The following is a 16,066-nucleotide window of genomic DNA, read 5'->3' on the forward strand; positions in this document are numbered from 1 at the left end:
CTGGTAGAAACCCTGGACTCGTACATCCCCGAGCCCGAGCGCGCCATCGACAAGCCGTTCCTGATGCCGATCGAAGACGTATTCTCGATCTCCGGCCGTGGCACCGTGGTAACTGGCCGTGTTGAGCGTGGCATCGTCAAGATCCAGGAAGAAGTGGAAATTGTCGGCATCAAGGCGACCACCAAGACTACCTGCACCGGCGTTGAAATGTTCCGCAAGCTGCTCGACGAAGGTCGTGCTGGTGAGAACGTCGGCGTCCTGCTGCGTGGCACCAAGCGTGAAGACGTAGAGCGTGGCCAGGTTCTGGCCAAGCCGGGCACGATCAAGCCGCACACCAAGTTCGAGTGCGAAGTGTACGTGCTGTCCAAAGAAGAAGGTGGTCGTCACACCCCGTTCTTCAAAGGCTACCGTCCGCAGTTCTACTTCCGTACCACCGACGTAACCGGCAACTGCGAACTGCCGGAAGGCGTTGAGATGGTAATGCCGGGCGACAACGTGAAAATGGTTGTCACCCTGATCGCTCCGATCGCCATGGAAGATGGCCTGCGCTTCGCGATTCGCGAAGGCGGTCGTACCGTTGGCGCCGGCGTGGTTGCCAAGATCATCGAATAATCGATTGATCTTTCCCTCTCAGGCCGGCATAATGGTCGGCCTGACTTTGTTCTAGGCCAGTAGCTCAATTGGCAGAGCGGCGGTCTCCAAAACCGCAGGTTGGGGGTTCGATTCCCTCCTGGCCTGCCAGATTTCTCAAGATCTGGCACTTCTTTAAACGGGATTCCTAGCAGATGAATGCGAAGGTAGAAGCCAAAGAGTCGCGTCTTGATCTCTTGAAGTGGCTTGTGGTTGCAGTGCTGGTGGTGGTGGCTGTGGTTGCCAACCAGTATTACTCCGCGCAACCGATCTTCTATCGCGTTCTCGGTATCCTCGTGATGGCGGCTGTTGCTGGCTTCGTCTCGCTGCAGACCGTCAAGGGGCGTGCATTCTTTACGTTGGCTAAAGAAGCTCGCGCCGAGATTCGCAAGGTTGTATGGCCGTCTCGTCAAGAGACAACTCAGACCACGCTGATCGTAGTGGCAGTAGTGCTGGTAATGGCGCTGGTGCTTTGGGGGCTCGACTCCCTGCTGGGTTGGCTGGTTTCCATGATCGTAGGTTAAGGGTGTTCCGTGGCTAAGCGTTGGTACGTTGTGCATGCCTACTCGGGTTACGAGAAGCATGTCATGCGCTCGCTGATCGAGCGGGTCAAACTGGCCGGCATGGAAGACGGGTTTGGTGAGATTCTGGTCCCCACTGAAGAAGTCGTGGAGATGCGGAACGGCCAGAAGCGCAAGAGTGAGCGCAAATTCTTCCCGGGTTATGTCCTGGTGCAGATGGATATGAACGAGGGTACTTGGCACCTGGTCAAGGATACTCCTCGCGTCATGGGCTTCATTGGTGGTACTGCCGACAAGCCGGCGCCGATCACCGATAAAGAGGCTGATGCCATCCTGCGTCGTGTCGCTGATAGCGGCGACAAGCCCAAGCCGAAGACCCTGTTCGAGCCGGGCGAGACCGTTCGCGTCATCGATGGTCCGTTCGCTGACTTCAACGGCGTCGTCGAAGAAGTTAACTACGAAAAGAGCCGCATCCAGGTCGCTGTGCTCATTTTCGGTCGCTCTACTCCGGTAGAGCTGGAGTTCAGCCAGGTAGAGAAAGTTTAACTGGCATAATGAATCCCGCACCCCGCAGCCCTAGGCTGCGGGGTTTTGTCGTCCTTGGGATGAAACGCGAAAGCAACCGGGGAGCCCGAAAGGGCGCTTGACCCGCATTTGGAGTAGCAAATGGCTAAGAAAATCACGGCTTACATCAAGCTGCAAGTTAAGGCCGGCCAGGCCAACCCGTCGCCGCCCGTAGGCCCCGCTCTGGGTCAGCACGGCGTGAACATCATGGAATTCTGCAAGGCGTTCAACGCCAAGACCCAAGGCCAAGAGCCGGGTCTGCCGACTCCTGTGATCATCACTGTTTACAGCGACCGTAGCTTCACCTTCGAAACCAAGAGCACCCCGGCTGCCGTCCTGCTGAAAAAAGCAGCTGGCATCACCAGCGGTTCCGCTCGTCCTAACTCTCAGAAAGTCGGCACTGTTACCCGTGCTCAGCTGGAAGAGATCGCCAAGGCGAAGCAGGCTGACCTGACCGCTGCTGACATGGACGCTGCCGTACGCACCATCGCTGGCTCCGCGCGCAGCATGGGCCTGAACGTGGAGGGTGTGTAATGGCTAAGCTGACCAAGCGTCAAAAGGCTATCGCCGAGAAGATCGAAGCAGGTAAGCAATACGGCTTCGAAGATGCCGCCAAGCTGCTGGCCGAGCTGTCGACCATCAAGTTCAAGGAGTCCGTGGACATCGCCATCAATCTGGGCGTTGATCCGCGTAAATCCGACCAGGTCGTACGTGGCGCCACCGTTCTGCCGAACGGTACCGGCAAATCCGTACGCGTTGCCGTCTTCACCCAGGGTCCTGGTGTTGAAGCTGCCCTGGCTGCTGGTGCAGACAAGGTTGGCATGGACGAGCTGGCTGCCGAAATGAAAGCCGGCGACCTGAACTACGACGTCGTCATCGCTTCCCCGGACGCCATGCGTGTTGTTGGCCAGCTGGGCCAGGTACTGGGCCCGCGCGGTCTGATGCCGAACCCGAAGGTCGGCACCGTGACCCCGGACGTCGCTACCGCCGTCAAGAACGCCAAGGCCGGTCAGGTACGTTTCCGTACCGACAAGAACGGCATCATCCACGCCTCTGTTGGCAAGATCGACTTCGAGCCGGTCAAGCTGAAGCAGAACGTGGAAGCGCTGCTGAGCGATCTGAAGCGTCTGAAGCCGTCCTCTTCGAAGGGCGTGTACGTTCAGCGCGTTACCCTGAGCACCACCATGGGCCCGGGTCTGCAGATCGATCAGGCTTCGCTGGAAGGCTGATGAACTAAGTCGAGCAGTGGGTTCGCCCACTGCTCGCAGGTATTGGGGTCCCTGCCTGGCGGGGGCTATCCAAGACCGTAGGCGGCGCAAGCCTTAAACCTCAAGCCTACGCAGATGGTGCTCCCGATTCGTTTACCGAATCAGACACCAAAACGCCGTCCGGCTCCGGCTGGACGAATCGGTAACATCCAGGAGTAAACCCGTGGCAATTAAACTCGAAGACAAGAAGGCCATCGTCGCTGAAGTCAACGAGGCTGCCAAAGCCGGTCTGTCCGCTGTCGTGGTTGATGCACGCGGCGTGACTGTCGGCGCTATGACCGGACTCCGTAAAGAGGCCCGCGCAGCTGGTGTGTACGTGAAAGTCGTACGTAACACCCTGCTCAAGCGCGCCGTTGAAGGCACTCAGTTTGAAGTGCTCAACGACACGTTCAAGGGCCCGACCCTGATTGCTTTCTCCAACGAACATCCGGGCGCTGCCGCTCGTATCTTCAAGGAGTTTGCCAAGGGTCAGGACAAGTTCGAGATCAAGGCGGCCGCGTTCGAGGGTCAGTTCCTCGCAGCCAATCAGATCGACGTGCTGGCGACCCTGCCGACCTACAACGAAGCTGTTGCACAGCTGATGAGCGTGATTCAAGGCGCTACCAGCAAGCTGGCTCGTACTCTGGCGGCAATTCGCGATCAGAAAGAAGCTACCGCAGCCTAAGGCTCGGCGTCCTCTTTCAACCTTTTTTGTTTAATTCGATGGCCTTAGGCCGTCACCCAATACAGGAATTAGAGTCATGGCTCTGACCAACGAAGACATCATCTCCGCCGTATCCGAAATGTCCGTCATGCAGATCGTTGAACTGATCAAGGCGATGGAAGAGAAGTTCGGCGTTACCGCTGCTGCCGCCACCGTTGCCGCTGCTGGCCCGGCTGCTGCCGCTGCTGAAGAGCAAACCGAGTTCACCATCGTCCTGGCCGAAGCTGGCGACAAGAAAGTGAACGTGATCAAGGTCGTTCGTGAACTGACCGGTCTGGGCCTGAAAGAAGCCAAGGCTGTCGTTGACGGCGCCCCGGGCGTGGTCAAGGAAGGCGCTTCGAAAGAAGAAGCCGAAGCTGCCAAGAAAGCCCTGGAAGAAGCAGGCGCCAAGGTCGAGCTCAAGTAAGTTCGTACCTTGCGTCGACAGCCCGAGCGTTAAGCGACAGGCTGATGGCTGGTGGCGATTGCCACCGGCCTTTTTCCGTTATGGGTGGGGTGCCGTAGGTGCCCCCCATAACGTGAAAATCCCGCCACGAGTGGCGGCGCAAACCTAGGGTTTGCACGATTTTTGGGCTGCTCCCCTGTGCGGGAGAGGCCAAACAAGCAGGTGACCAAGCTGGGGAACGCTGATGGCTTACTCATACACTGAGAAAAAACGTATCCGCAAGGACTTTAGCAAGTTGCCGGACGTCATGGATGTGCCGTATTTGCTGGCCATCCAGCTGGATTCCTATCGCGAATTCCTGCAGGCCGGCGCGAGCAAGGACCAGGTTCGAGACATCGGCCTGCATGCGGCCTTCAAGTCCGTTTTCCCGATTATCAGCTATTCCGGCAATGCTGCCCTGGAATACGTCGGCTACCGTCTGGGCGAGCCGGCCTTTGATGTCAAGGAATGCGTGCTGCGCGGTGTGACCTTCGCGGTCCCGCTGCGTGTGAAAGTGCGCCTGATCATTTTCGACAAGGAATCGTCGAACAAAGCGATCAAGGACATCAAGGAACAAGAAGTCTACATGGGGGAAATCCCCCTGATGACCGAGAACGGTACCTTCATCATCAACGGTACCGAGCGCGTCATCGTTTCCCAGCTGCACCGCTCCCCGGGTGTGTTCTTCGACCATGACCGTGGCAAGACCCACAGCTCCGGCAAGCTGCTGTACTCCGCTCGCATCATTCCTTACCGCGGTTCCTGGCTCGACTTCGAGTTCGACCCGAAGGACTGCGTGTTCGTTCGTATCGACCGTCGCCGCAAGCTGCCGGCATCGGTACTGCTGCGCGCGCTGAACTACAGCACCGAGGAAATCCTCAACGCGTTCTATGACACCAACGTCTACGAGATCAAGGGCGAGACCCTGAATCTGGAGTTGGTGCCGTCGCGTCTGCGTGGCGAGATCGCCAGCTTCGACATCAAGGATGCTGCCGGCAAGGTCATCGTTGAAGCGGGCCGTCGTATCACCGCGCGCCACATCAACCAGCTCGAGAAGGCCGGCATCAGCCAGCTGGAAGTGCCGTTCGACTACCTGATTGGCCGTACCGTGGCCAAGGCTGTCGTGCACCCGGCTACCGGCGAGATCATCGCCGAGTGCAACACCGAGCTGACCGTCGATGCCCTGGCCAAGATCGCCAAGGCCCAGGTTGCCCGCCTGGAAACCCTGTACACCAACGACATCGACTGCGGTCCGTTCATCTCCGACACGCTGAAGATCGACTCCACCAGCAACCAACTGGAAGCGCTGGTCGAGATCTATCGCATGATGCGTCCCGGTGAGCCGCCGACCAAGGAAGCTGCCGAGACCCTGTTCGGCAACCTGTTCTTCAGCGCCGAGCGTTACGACCTGTCCGCCGTTGGTCGCATGAAGTTCAACCGTCGTATCGGTCGTACCGAGATCGAAGGCGCCGGCGTCCTGAGCAAGGAAGACATCGTCGAGGTCCTCAAGACCCTCGTTGCCATCCGTAACGGCAAAGGCATCGTCGACGACATCGACCACCTGGGTAACCGTCGCGTCCGTTGCGTTGGCGAGATGGCCGAGAACCAGTTCCGTGTTGGCCTGGTGCGCGTAGAGCGCGCGGTCAAGGAACGTCTGTCGATGGCCGAAAGCGAAGGCCTGATGCCGCAGGACCTGATCAACGCCAAGCCGGTGGCTGCCGCGATCAAGGAGTTCTTCGGTTCCAGCCAGCTGTCGCAGTTCATGGACCAGAACAACCCGCTCTCCGAGATCACCCACAAGCGCCGTGTCTCCGCACTCGGCCCGGGCGGTCTGACCCGTGAGCGCGCGGGCTTCGAGGTTCGTGACGTACACCCGACCCACTACGGTCGCGTGTGCCCGATCGAAACCCCTGAAGGTCCGAACATCGGTCTGATCAACTCCCTGGCCACCTACGCCCGCACCAACAAGTACGGCTTCCTCGAAAGCCCGTACCGCGTGGTGAAGGAAGGTCTGGTCAGCGACGACATCGTCTTCCTGTCCGCGATCGAAGAAGCCGATCACGTGATCGCCCAGGCTTCGGCAACCCTGAACGAAAAGGGTGAGCTGATCGACGAGCTGGTAGCCGTACGTCACCTGAACGAATTCACCGTGAAGGCGCCGGAAGACGTCACCCTCATGGACGTGTCGCCGAAGCAGGTCGTTTCCGTCGCTGCCTCGCTGATTCCGTTCCTCGAGCACGACGACGCCAACCGTGCACTCATGGGTTCGAACATGCAGCGTCAGGCTGTACCGACCCTGCGCGCCGACAAGCCGCTGGTAGGTACCGGCATGGAGCGCAACGTCGCCCGTGACTCCGGTGTCTGCGTGGTTGCCCGTCGTGGTGGCGTGATCGACTCCGTCGATGCCAGCCGTATCGTGGTTCGTGTGAACGACGACGAAGTCGAAACTGGCGAAGCCGGTGTCGACATCTACAACCTGACCAAATACACCCGTTCCAACCAGAACACCTGCATCAACCAGCGTCCGCTGGTGCAGAAGGGTGACCAGGTTTCGCGCAGCGACATCCTGGCCGACGGCCCGTCCACCGACATGGGTGAACTGGCTCTGGGTCAGAATATGCGCGTAGCGTTCATGCCCTGGAACGGCTTCAACTTCGAAGACTCCATCTGCCTGTCCGAGCGCGTAGTCCAGGAAGATCGTTTCACCACGATCCACATCCAGGAACTGACCTGCGTTGCCCGTGACACCAAGCTCGGCCCAGAAGAAATCACCGCGGACATCCCGAACGTGGGTGAGGCTGCGCTGAACAAGCTGGACGAGGCCGGCATCGTCTACGTCGGCGCCGAAGTACAGGCGGGCGACATCCTGGTCGGCAAGGTCACCCCGAAAGGCGAGACCCAGTTGACTCCGGAAGAGAAGCTGCTGCGCGCGATCTTCGGTGAGAAGGCGTCCGACGTGAAGGACACTTCCCTGCGTGTGCCGACCGGCACCAAGGGTACCGTGATCGACGTACAGGTCTTCACCCGCGATGGCGTAGAGCGCGACAGCCGTGCCCTGTCCATCGAGAAGATGCAGCTGGACGAGATCCGCAAGGACCTGAACGAAGAGTTCCGCATCGTCGAAGGCGCAACCTTCGAGCGTCTGCGTTCCGCTCTGGTTGGCGCCAAGGCCGACGGCGGTCCTGCCCTGAAGAAAGGCGCAGAGATCACCGACGAGTACCTGGACGGCCTCGAGCGCGGCCAGTGGTTCAAGCTGCGCATGGCGGAAGATGCTCTGAACGAGCAGCTGGAGAAGGCCCAGGCCTACATCAGCGACCGCCGTCAGATGCTCGACGACAAGTTCGAAGACAAGAAGCGCAAGCTGCAGCAGGGCGACGACCTGGCTCCGGGCGTACTGAAGATCGTCAAGGTCTACCTCGCTATCAAGCGCCGCATCCAGCCGGGCGACAAGATGGCGGGCCGCCACGGTAACAAGGGTGTGGTCTCGGTGATCATGCCGGTCGAAGACATGCCGCACGACGTGCATGGCACTCCGGTCGACATCGTTCTGAACCCGCTGGGCGTACCGTCGCGCATGAACGTCGGTCAGATCCTCGAAACCCACCTGGGCCTCGCGGCCAAGGGCCTGGGCGAGAAGATCAACCGCATGCTCGAAGAGCAGCGCAAGATCGCCGAGCTGCGTGTGTTCCTGAACGAGATCTACAACGAGATCGGCGGCCGCCAGGAAAGCCTGGACGAGCTGAACGATAACGAGATCCTCGCTCTGGCCAACAACCTCAAGGGCGGCGTGCCCATGGCTACCCCGGTGTTCGACGGTGCCAAGGAGCGCGAGATCAAGGCCATGCTGAAGCTGGCCGATCTGCCGGAGAGCGGTCAGATGCGTCTGTATGACGGCCGCACCGGCAACCAGTTCGAGCGTACGACCACCGTTGGTTACATGTACATGCTCAAGCTGAACCACCTGGTCGATGACAAGATGCACGCACGTTCCACCGGCTCCTACAGCCTGGTTACCCAGCAGCCGCTGGGTGGTAAGGCGCAGTTCGGTGGCCAGCGTTTCGGGGAGATGGAGGTCTGGGCGCTGGAAGCCTACGGTGCCGCCTACACCCTGCAGGAAATGCTGACCGTGAAGTCGGACGACGTGAACGGCCGTACCAAGATGTACAAGAACATCGTGGACGGGGATCACCGCATGGAGGCCGGCATGCCCGAGTCCTTCAACGTGTTGATCAAAGAGATCCGCTCGCTCGGCATCGATATCGAACTGGAAACCGAATAACACGTGACGTCAGAACGGTGCGGCTGGTCAAGGCCGGTCGCACCGGGTCCGTGAGGAGGAAAGGCCTTGAAAGACTTGCTTAATCTGTTGAAAAACCAGGGTCAGATCGAAGAGTTCGATGCCATCCGTATTGGCCTGGCCTCGCCCGAGATGATTCGTTCCTGGTCCTTCGGCGAAGTCAAGAAGCCGGAGACCATCAACTACCGTACCTTCAAGCCGGAGCGCGATGGCCTGTTCTGCGCCAAGATCTTTGGCCCGGTGAAGGACTACGAGTGCCTGTGCGGTAAGTACAAGCGCCTGAAGCACCGCGGTGTGATCTGCGAGAAGTGCGGCGTGGAAGTCGCGCTGGCCAAGGTGCGCCGTGAGCGCATGGGCCACATCGAACTGGCCTCGCCGGTCGCCCACATCTGGTTCCTGAAGTCCCTGCCGTCCCGTATCGGCCTGCTGCTGGACATGACCCTGCGTGACATCGAGCGCGTGCTCTACTTCGAGAGCTACGTGGTGATCGATCCGGGCATGACCACCCTCGAGAAGGGTCAGCTGCTGAACGACGAGCAGTACTTCGAAGCCCTCGAAGAGTTCGGTGACGACTTCGACGCCCGCATGGGTGCGGAAGCCGTTCGCGAGCTGCTCAACGCTATCGATCTGGAGCACGAGATTGGCCGCCTGCGCGAAGAGATTCCGCAGACCAACTCGGAAACCAAGATCAAGAAGCTGTCCAAGCGCCTGAAGCTGATGGAAGCCTTCCAGGGCTCCGGCAACCATCCCGAGTGGATGGTGCTGACCGTCCTGCCGGTGCTGCCGCCGGACCTGCGTCCGCTGGTTCCGCTGGATGGCGGCCGCTTCGCGACTTCGGATCTGAACGATCTGTATCGCCGCGTGATCAACCGTAACAACCGTCTGAAGCGCCTGCTCGACCTGGCCGCTCCGGACATCATCGTGCGCAACGAAAAGCGCATGCTGCAGGAAGCCGTCGACGCCCTGCTGGACAACGGCCGTCGCGGCCGTGCCATCACTGGCTCGAACAAGCGCCCGCTGAAGTCCCTGGCCGACATGATCAAGGGCAAGCAGGGTCGCTTCCGTCAGAACCTGCTCGGCAAGCGCGTGGACTACTCCGGCCGTTCGGTAATTACCGTAGGTCCGACCCTGCGTCTGCATCAGTGCGGTCTGCCGAAGAAGATGGCCCTGGAGCTGTTCAAGCCGTTCATCTTCGGCAAGCTGGAAGGTCGTGGCATGGCCACCACCATCAAGGCTGCCAAGAAGATGGTCGAGCGCGAGCTGCCGGAAGTGTGGGACGTTCTCGCCGAAGTCATCCGCGAACACCCCGTACTGCTGAACCGTGCGCCGACCCTGCACCGTCTGGGCATCCAGGCGTTCGAACCGGTACTGATCGAAGGTAAAGCCATCCAGCTGCACCCGCTGGTCTGCGCCGCGTACAACGCCGACTTCGACGGTGACCAGATGGCCGTGCACGTCCCGCTGACCCTCGAGGCCCAGCTGGAAGCGCGCGCGCTGATGATGTCGACCAACAACATCCTGTCGCCCGCCAACGGCGAGCCGATCATCGTTCCGTCGCAGGACGTGGTAATGGGTCTGTACTACATGACCCGTGAAGCGATCAACGCGAAGGGCGAGGGCATGGCTTTTGCAGACCTGCAGGAAGTTGACCGCGCCTACCGCAGCGGCCAGGTGTCCCTGCACGCCCGCGTAAAAGTGCGCATCAACGAGAAGATCAAGAACGAAGACGGCAGCCTGACCGCCAACACTCGTATCGTCGATTCCACCGTTGGCCGTGCGCTGCTGTTCCAGGTTGTACCGGCAGGTCTGCCGTACGACGTGGTCAACCAGTCGATGAAGAAGAAGGCGATCTCCAAGCTGATCAACCACTGCTACCGCGTGGTGGGTCTGAAGGACACCGTCATCTTCGCTGACCAGCTGATGTACACCGGCTTCGCCTACTCGACCATCTCCGGTGTGTCGATCGGCGTGAACGACTTCGTCATCCCGGACGAAAAGGCTCGCATCATCGATGCCGCCACCGAGGAAGTGAAGGAGATCGAGAGCCAGTACGCCTCCGGCCTGGTAACCCAGGGCGAGAAGTACAACAAGGTGATCGACCTCTGGTCCAAGGCCAACGACGAAGTCTCCAAGGCGATGATGGCCAACCTCTCGAAAGAGAAGGTGACCGATCGCGAAGGCAAGCAGGTCGACCAGGAGTCCTTCAACTCCATGTACATGATGGCGGACTCCGGTGCGCGGGGTTCCGCGGCCCAGATCCGTCAGCTGGCCGGTATGCGTGGCCTGATGGCCAAGCCGGACGGCTCCATCATCGAGACCCCGATCACCGCGAACTTCCGTGAAGGCCTGAACGTACTCCAGTACTTCATCTCCACTCACGGTGCTCGTAAGGGTCTGGCGGATACCGCACTGAAGACCGCGAACTCCGGTTACCTGACCCGTCGTCTCGTCGACGTGGCCCAGGACCTGGTGGTGACCGAGATCGATTGCGGCACCGACCGTGGCCTGTTCATGTCCCCGCACATCGAAGGCGGCGACGTGGTAGAGCCGCTGGGCGAGCGTGTGCTCGGCCGCGTGATGGCTCGCGACGTGCTCAAGCCGGGCAGCGACGACGTGATCGTCGAAGCCGGTACCCTGATCGACGAGAAGTGGGTCGATTTCCTCGAGCAGATGAGCGTCGACGAAGTCGTTGTACGTTCGCCGATCACCTGCGAAACCCGTCACGGCATCTGCGCCATGTGCTACGGCCGCGATCTGGCCCGTGGTCACCGCGTGAACATCGGTGAGGCTGTCGGTGTTATCGCTGCCCAGTCGATCGGTGAGCCGGGTACCCAGCTGACCATGCGTACCTTCCACATCGGTGGTGCGGCCAGCCGTACTTCTGCCGTGGACAACGTCCAGGTCAAGAACGGAGGCACCATTCGCCTACACAACCTGAAGCACGTAGAGCGTGCCGACGGCGCCCTGGTAGCGGTTTCCCGTTCCGGTGAGCTGGCGGTAGCCGACGACTTCGGTCGTGAGCGCGAGCGCTACAAGCTGCCGTACGGTGCGGTGATTTCCGTGAAGGAAGGTGACAAGGTCGACCCGGGCGCCATCGTCGCCAAGTGGGACCCGCACACCCACCCGATCGTCACCGAGATGGACGGCACCGTGGCCTTCGTGGGCATGGAAGAGGGCATCACCATCAAGCGCCAGACCGACGAACTGACCGGTCTGACCAACATTGAAGTGATGGATCCGAAGGATCGTCCGGCTGCCGGCAAGGACATTCGTCCGGCCGTGAAGCTGATCGACGCCGCAGGCAAGGATCTGCTGCTGCCGGGTACCGACGTACCGGCCCAGTACTTCCTGCCGGCGAACGCCCTGGTCAACCTCAACGATGGCGCGAAAGTGCGTATCGGTGACGTTATCGCGCGTATCCCGCAGGAAACCTCGAAGACCCGCGACATCACCGGTGGTCTGCCGCGCGTTGCCGACCTGTTCGAAGCTCGTCGTCCGAAAGAGCCTTCGATCCTGGCGGAAATCAGCGGCACCATCTCCTTCGGCAAGGAAACCAAGGGCAAGCGTCGCCTGGTCATCACTCCCACCGACGGTAGCGATCCGTACGAGGAGCTGATTCCGAAGTGGCGTCACCTGAACGTGTTCGAAGGTGAACAGGTAAGTCGTGGTGAAGTGATCTCCGACGGCCCGAGCAACCCGCACGACATCCTCCGTCTGCTGGGTGTCAGCTCGCTGGCCAAGTACATCGTCAACGAGATCCAGGACGTTTACCGTCTGCAGGGCGTGAAGATCAACGACAAGCACATCGAGACCATCCTGCGCCAGATGCTGCGCAAGGTCGAAGTGGCCGAGTCGGGCGATTCGTCCTTCATCAAGGGCGACCAGGTCGAACTGGTTCACGTGCTGGAAGAGAACGAAGTACTGGGCACCCAGGACAAGTTCCCGGCCAAGTACGAGCGCGTTCTGCTGGGTATCACCAAGGCCTCGCTGTCCACCGAGTCGTTCATCTCGGCGGCATCCTTCCAGGAGACCACTCGCGTCCTCACCGAGGCGGCGGTCACCGGCAAGCGCGACTTCCTGCGCGGCCTGAAGGAGAACGTGGTCGTGGGTCGTCTGATCCCGGCGGGTACCGGTCTGGCTTACCACAGCGAGCGCAAGCGTCAGCGCGAGCTCGGCAAACCGCAGCGTGTGAGCGCGAGCGAGGCCGAAGCAGCACTGGCCGAAGCGCTCAACCTGAGCGGTAACTAAGCCTCAAACGAAGCCCCGGTTGTCTTGACAACCGGGGCTTTGTCTTGACTGGAATCCGTAAGCTCTTTAGTATCTTGTACCCCGAAAATTGGCAGGGCGCATGCTCTGCCCATTTTCGTTTTTAAGTGTCGTAAGACAATCAGTGGAGCTATAGATGGCAACTATCAACCAGCTGGTGCGCAAGCCGCGCAAGCGCCTGGTAGACAAGAGCGGCGTTCCTGCCCTGCAGAACTGCCCTCAGCGTCGCGGCGTATGCACCCGCGTATACACCACCACCCCGAAGAAGCCGAACTCCGCACTGCGTAAAGTGTGCCGTGTTCGTCTGACCAACGGTTTCGAGGTTTCCTCGTACATCGGCGGTGAAGGCCACAACCTGCAAGAGCACAGCGTAGTGCTGATCCGCGGCGGTCGTGTAAAAGACCTTCCGGGTGTTCGCTACCACACCGTGCGCGGTTCGCTGGATACCTCCGGCGTTAAAGACCGTAAGCAGGGTCGTTCGAAGTACGGCGCGAAGCGTCCGAAGTAATTTTGTTTTCCTATTTGCTGAGTCGATAAGAGTAAGGTCGGGCATCGAGTCCCGGATTACCTGAAGACCGTTTGAGGGCTTATCAATGCCAAGACGTCGTGTAGCGGCCAAACGTGAGATCCTGGCCGATCCGAAATACGGAAGCCAGATTCTGGCGAAGTTCATGAACCACGTGATGGAAAGCGGCAAGAAAGCCGTTGCCGAGCGTATCGTTTACGGTGCTCTGGACAAGGTCAAAGAGCGCGGTAAAGGCGACCCCCTGGAACTCTTCGAAAAAGCACTCGACGCCATCGCTCCGCTGGTCGAAGTGAAGTCCCGCCGTGTCGGCGGTGCTACCTACCAGGTTCCGGTCGAAGTACGTCCGTCCCGTCGTAATGCACTGGCCATGCGCTGGCTGGTGGACTTCGCCCGCAAGCGTGGCGAGAAGTCCATGGCTCTGCGTCTCGCTGGCGAACTGATGGACGCCGCTGAAGGTAAAGGCGCCGCTGTCAAGAAGCGTGAAGACGTACACCGTATGGCCGAGGCCAACAAAGCGTTCTCGCACTACCGCTTCTAATTACGGCAACACTACTTCTGCGAGGGCTTTATGGCTCGTAACACAGCAATCAACCGCTACCGGAACATTGGTATCTGTGCCCACGTTGACGCGGGCAAGACCACCACCACCGAGCGGATCCTGTTCTACACAGGTCTCAGCCACAAGATGGGTGAGGTGCATGACGGCGCTGCCACTACCGACTGGATGGTGCAGGAGCAGGAGCGTGGTATTACCATCACCTCCGCTGCGATCACCACCTTCTGGGAAGGTTCGCGCGGCCAGTACGACAAGTACCGCGTAAACGTCATCGACACCCCCGGCCACGTAGACTTCACCATTGAAGTTGAGCGCTCCCTGCGCGTACTGGACGGCGCTGTCGTTGTGTTCTGCGGCACCTCCGGCGTTGAGCCGCAGTCCGAAACCGTATGGCGTCAAGCCAACAAGTACGGCGTTCCGCGTATCGTTTACGTGAACAAGATGGACCGCGCCGGCGCCAACTTCCTGCGCGTCGTCGGTCAGATCAAGAACCGCCTGGGTCACACCCCGGTTCCGGTTCAGCTGGCCATCGGTGCAGAAGATGACTTCCAGGGTCAGGTTGACCTGCTGAAGATGAAGGCCATCTACTGGAACGAAGACGACAAAGGCACTTCCTATCGCGAGGAAGAAATTCCTGCCGATATGGTCGAGCTGGCCACCGAGTGGCGCAACAACATGGTCGAGGCTGCTGCCGAAGCCAACGAAGAGCTGATGAACAAGTACCTGGAAGAGGGTGAGCTGTCGATCGAAGAGATCAAGGCTGGCCTGCGTCTGCGTACCATCGCCTGCGAAATCGTACCGGCTGTCTGCGGCTCGTCGTTCAAGAACAAGGGCGTGCCCCTGGTTCTCGACGCCGTCATCGACTTCCTGCCTGCTCCGACCGAGATTCCGGCGATCCAGGGTATCCACCCGGATCACATTGACGACGGCGACGATGCTCCGAAAGACGAGCGTCCGGCTGACGACAATGCTCCGTTCTCGGCTCTGGCATTCAAGATCGCTACCGACCCGTTCGTAGGTACTCTGACCTTCGTTCGCGTCTACTCGGGCGTTCTGGAGTCCGGTAACTCGGTTATCAACTCCGTGAAAGGCAAGAAAGAGCGCGTTGGTCGTATGGTGCAGATGCATGCGAACCAGCGTGACGAGATCAAAGAAGTACGCGCTGGCGACATCGCTGCTCTGATCGGCATGAAGGACGTCACCACCGGTGACACCCTGTGCGACATCGAGAAGCCGATCATCCTCGAGCGTATGGACTTCCCGGAGCCGGTAATCTCGGTAGCTGTTGAGCCGAAGACCAAGGCTGACCAGGAGAAGATGGGCATTGCCCTCGGCAAGCTGGCTCAGGAAGACCCGTCGTTCCGCGTCAAGACCGACGAAGAAACCGGCCAGACCATCATCTCCGGTATGGGTGAGCTGCACCTGGACATCCTCGTCGACCGCATGAAGCGTGAATTCGGCGTTGAGGCGAACATCGGCAAGCCGCAGGTTTCGTACCGCGAAACCATCTCGAAGGACAACATCGAGATCGAAGGCAAGTTCGTTCGTCAGTCCGGTGGTCGTGGTCAGTTCGGTCACTGCTGGATTCGTTTCTCGACTCCGGACGTGGACGACAAGGGCAACATCACTGAAGGCCTGGTCTTCACCAACGAAGTCGTGGGCGGTGTGGTTCCGAAGGAATACATCCCGGCCATCCAGAAGGGCATCGAAGAGCAGATGAAGAACGGCGTTGTCGCCGGCTATCCGCTGATCGGCCTGAAGGCGACCGTCTTCGATGGTTCCTACCACGACGTCGACTCCAACGAGATGGCGTTCAAGATCGCTGCTTCCATGGCGACCAAGCAGCTGGCCCAGAAGGGCGGCGGCAAGGTTCTGGAGCCGATCATGAAGGTGGAAGTGGTGACTCCTGAGGACTACATGGGTGACGTGATGGGTGACCTGAACCGTCGTCGTGGTCTGATTCAGGGGATGGAAGACTCGGTTTCCGGTAAGGTTATCCGTGCCGAGGTTCCGCTGGGCGAGATGTTCGGTTATGCAACCGACGTGCGTTCCATGTCCCAGGGTCGCGCTAGCTACTCCATGGAATTCTCCAAGTATGCTGAAGCTCCGGCGAACGTCGTCGAAGCTCTGGCCAAAAAACAAGCTTGATTCAGCTCTTTTAGTAAGAGGTTACTCTCGTGGCTAAAGAAAAATTTGAACGTAACAAACCGCACGTCAACGTCGGCACCATCGGTCACGTTGACCACGGCAAAACCACTCTGACCGCTGCTCTGACCAAGGTCTGCTCCGAGACCTGGGGCGGCTCCGCTCG

The 16,066-nt window shown here is 59.8% G+C and carries 13 protein-coding genes and 1 tRNA gene; all 14 read left to right on the forward strand.

What is annotated here, in order from left to right:
• On the forward strand, nt 1–612 hold a 612-nt coding region (locus J2T47_RS28960), incomplete at its 5' end, for an EF-Tu/IF-2/RF-3 family GTPase (RefSeq protein WP_253454218.1).
• Between the two features lie 53 nt (nt 613–665).
• A tRNA-Trp gene (locus J2T47_RS28965) sits at nt 666–741 on the forward strand.
• A gap of 44 nt (nt 742–785) precedes the next feature.
• Nucleotides 786–1,154, forward strand: coding sequence for a preprotein translocase subunit SecE (gene secE / locus J2T47_RS28970; RefSeq protein ID WP_045217345.1), 369 nt, complete (start codon nt 786–788; stop codon nt 1,152–1,154).
• Between the two features lie 9 nt (nt 1,155–1,163).
• A complete protein-coding gene (nusG, locus tag J2T47_RS28975) occupies nt 1,164–1,697 on the forward strand; it encodes a transcription termination/antitermination protein NusG (protein ID WP_081520875.1) in 534 nt (177 codons plus the stop codon).
• A gap of 120 nt (nt 1,698–1,817) precedes the next feature.
• On the forward strand, nt 1,818–2,249 hold the full coding sequence (rplK, locus tag J2T47_RS28980) for a 50S ribosomal protein L11 (protein WP_253454221.1): 432 nt from the start codon (nt 1,818–1,820) through the stop codon (nt 2,247–2,249).
• Nucleotides 2,249–2,944, forward strand: a complete 696-nt coding sequence (gene rplA / locus J2T47_RS28985) for a 50S ribosomal protein L1 (RefSeq protein WP_015475312.1) — start codon at nt 2,249–2,251, stop codon at nt 2,942–2,944. The genes rplK and rplA overlap by 1 nt, the downstream gene beginning before the upstream one ends.
• 202 nt (nt 2,945–3,146) lie before the next feature.
• Complete coding sequence (rplJ, locus tag J2T47_RS28990; protein WP_017516429.1) at nt 3,147–3,647, forward strand: 50S ribosomal protein L10; 501 nt, start codon at nt 3,147–3,149, stop codon at nt 3,645–3,647.
• 76 nt (nt 3,648–3,723) lie between these two features.
• Nucleotides 3,724–4,092: a 50S ribosomal protein L7/L12 gene (rplL, locus tag J2T47_RS28995; protein WP_017516430.1), complete on the forward strand. Its 369-nt coding sequence runs from the start codon at nt 3,724–3,726 to the stop codon at nt 4,090–4,092.
• Between the two features lie 223 nt (nt 4,093–4,315).
• Nucleotides 4,316–8,389: a DNA-directed RNA polymerase subunit beta gene (rpoB, locus tag J2T47_RS29000; RefSeq protein ID WP_081520877.1), complete on the forward strand. Its 4,074-nt coding sequence runs from the start codon at nt 4,316–4,318 to the stop codon at nt 8,387–8,389.
• Nucleotides 8,390–8,455: 66 nt separating this feature from the next.
• On the forward strand, nt 8,456–12,655 hold the full coding sequence (gene rpoC, locus J2T47_RS29005) for a DNA-directed RNA polymerase subunit beta' (RefSeq protein ID WP_054910990.1): 4,200 nt from the start codon (nt 8,456–8,458) through the stop codon (nt 12,653–12,655).
• Between the two features lie 154 nt (nt 12,656–12,809).
• The gene (gene rpsL / locus J2T47_RS29010) at nt 12,810–13,181 is read left to right on the forward strand and encodes a 30S ribosomal protein S12 (protein WP_015475317.1); all 372 of its coding nucleotides are present in this window, start codon (nt 12,810–12,812) and stop codon (nt 13,179–13,181) included.
• 85 nt (nt 13,182–13,266) lie between these two features.
• Nucleotides 13,267–13,737 (forward strand): 30S ribosomal protein S7, encoded by a 471-nt coding sequence (rpsG, locus tag J2T47_RS29015; RefSeq protein WP_015475318.1) that lies wholly within the window; start codon nt 13,267–13,269, stop codon nt 13,735–13,737.
• Between the two features lie 30 nt (nt 13,738–13,767).
• Nucleotides 13,768–15,903, forward strand: a complete 2,136-nt coding sequence (gene fusA / locus J2T47_RS29020) for an elongation factor G (RefSeq protein ID WP_192435059.1) — start codon at nt 13,768–13,770, stop codon at nt 15,901–15,903.
• Between the two features lie 29 nt (nt 15,904–15,932).
• On the forward strand, nt 15,933–16,066 hold a 134-nt coding region (locus J2T47_RS29025), incomplete at its 3' end, for a GTP-binding protein (RefSeq protein WP_238996029.1).

It is taken from the genome of Pseudomonas nitroreducens (genome assembly GCF_024170165.1).
GTDB classification, from domain to species: Bacteria; Pseudomonadota; Gammaproteobacteria; order Pseudomonadales; family Pseudomonadaceae; genus Pseudomonas; species Pseudomonas nitroreducens_C.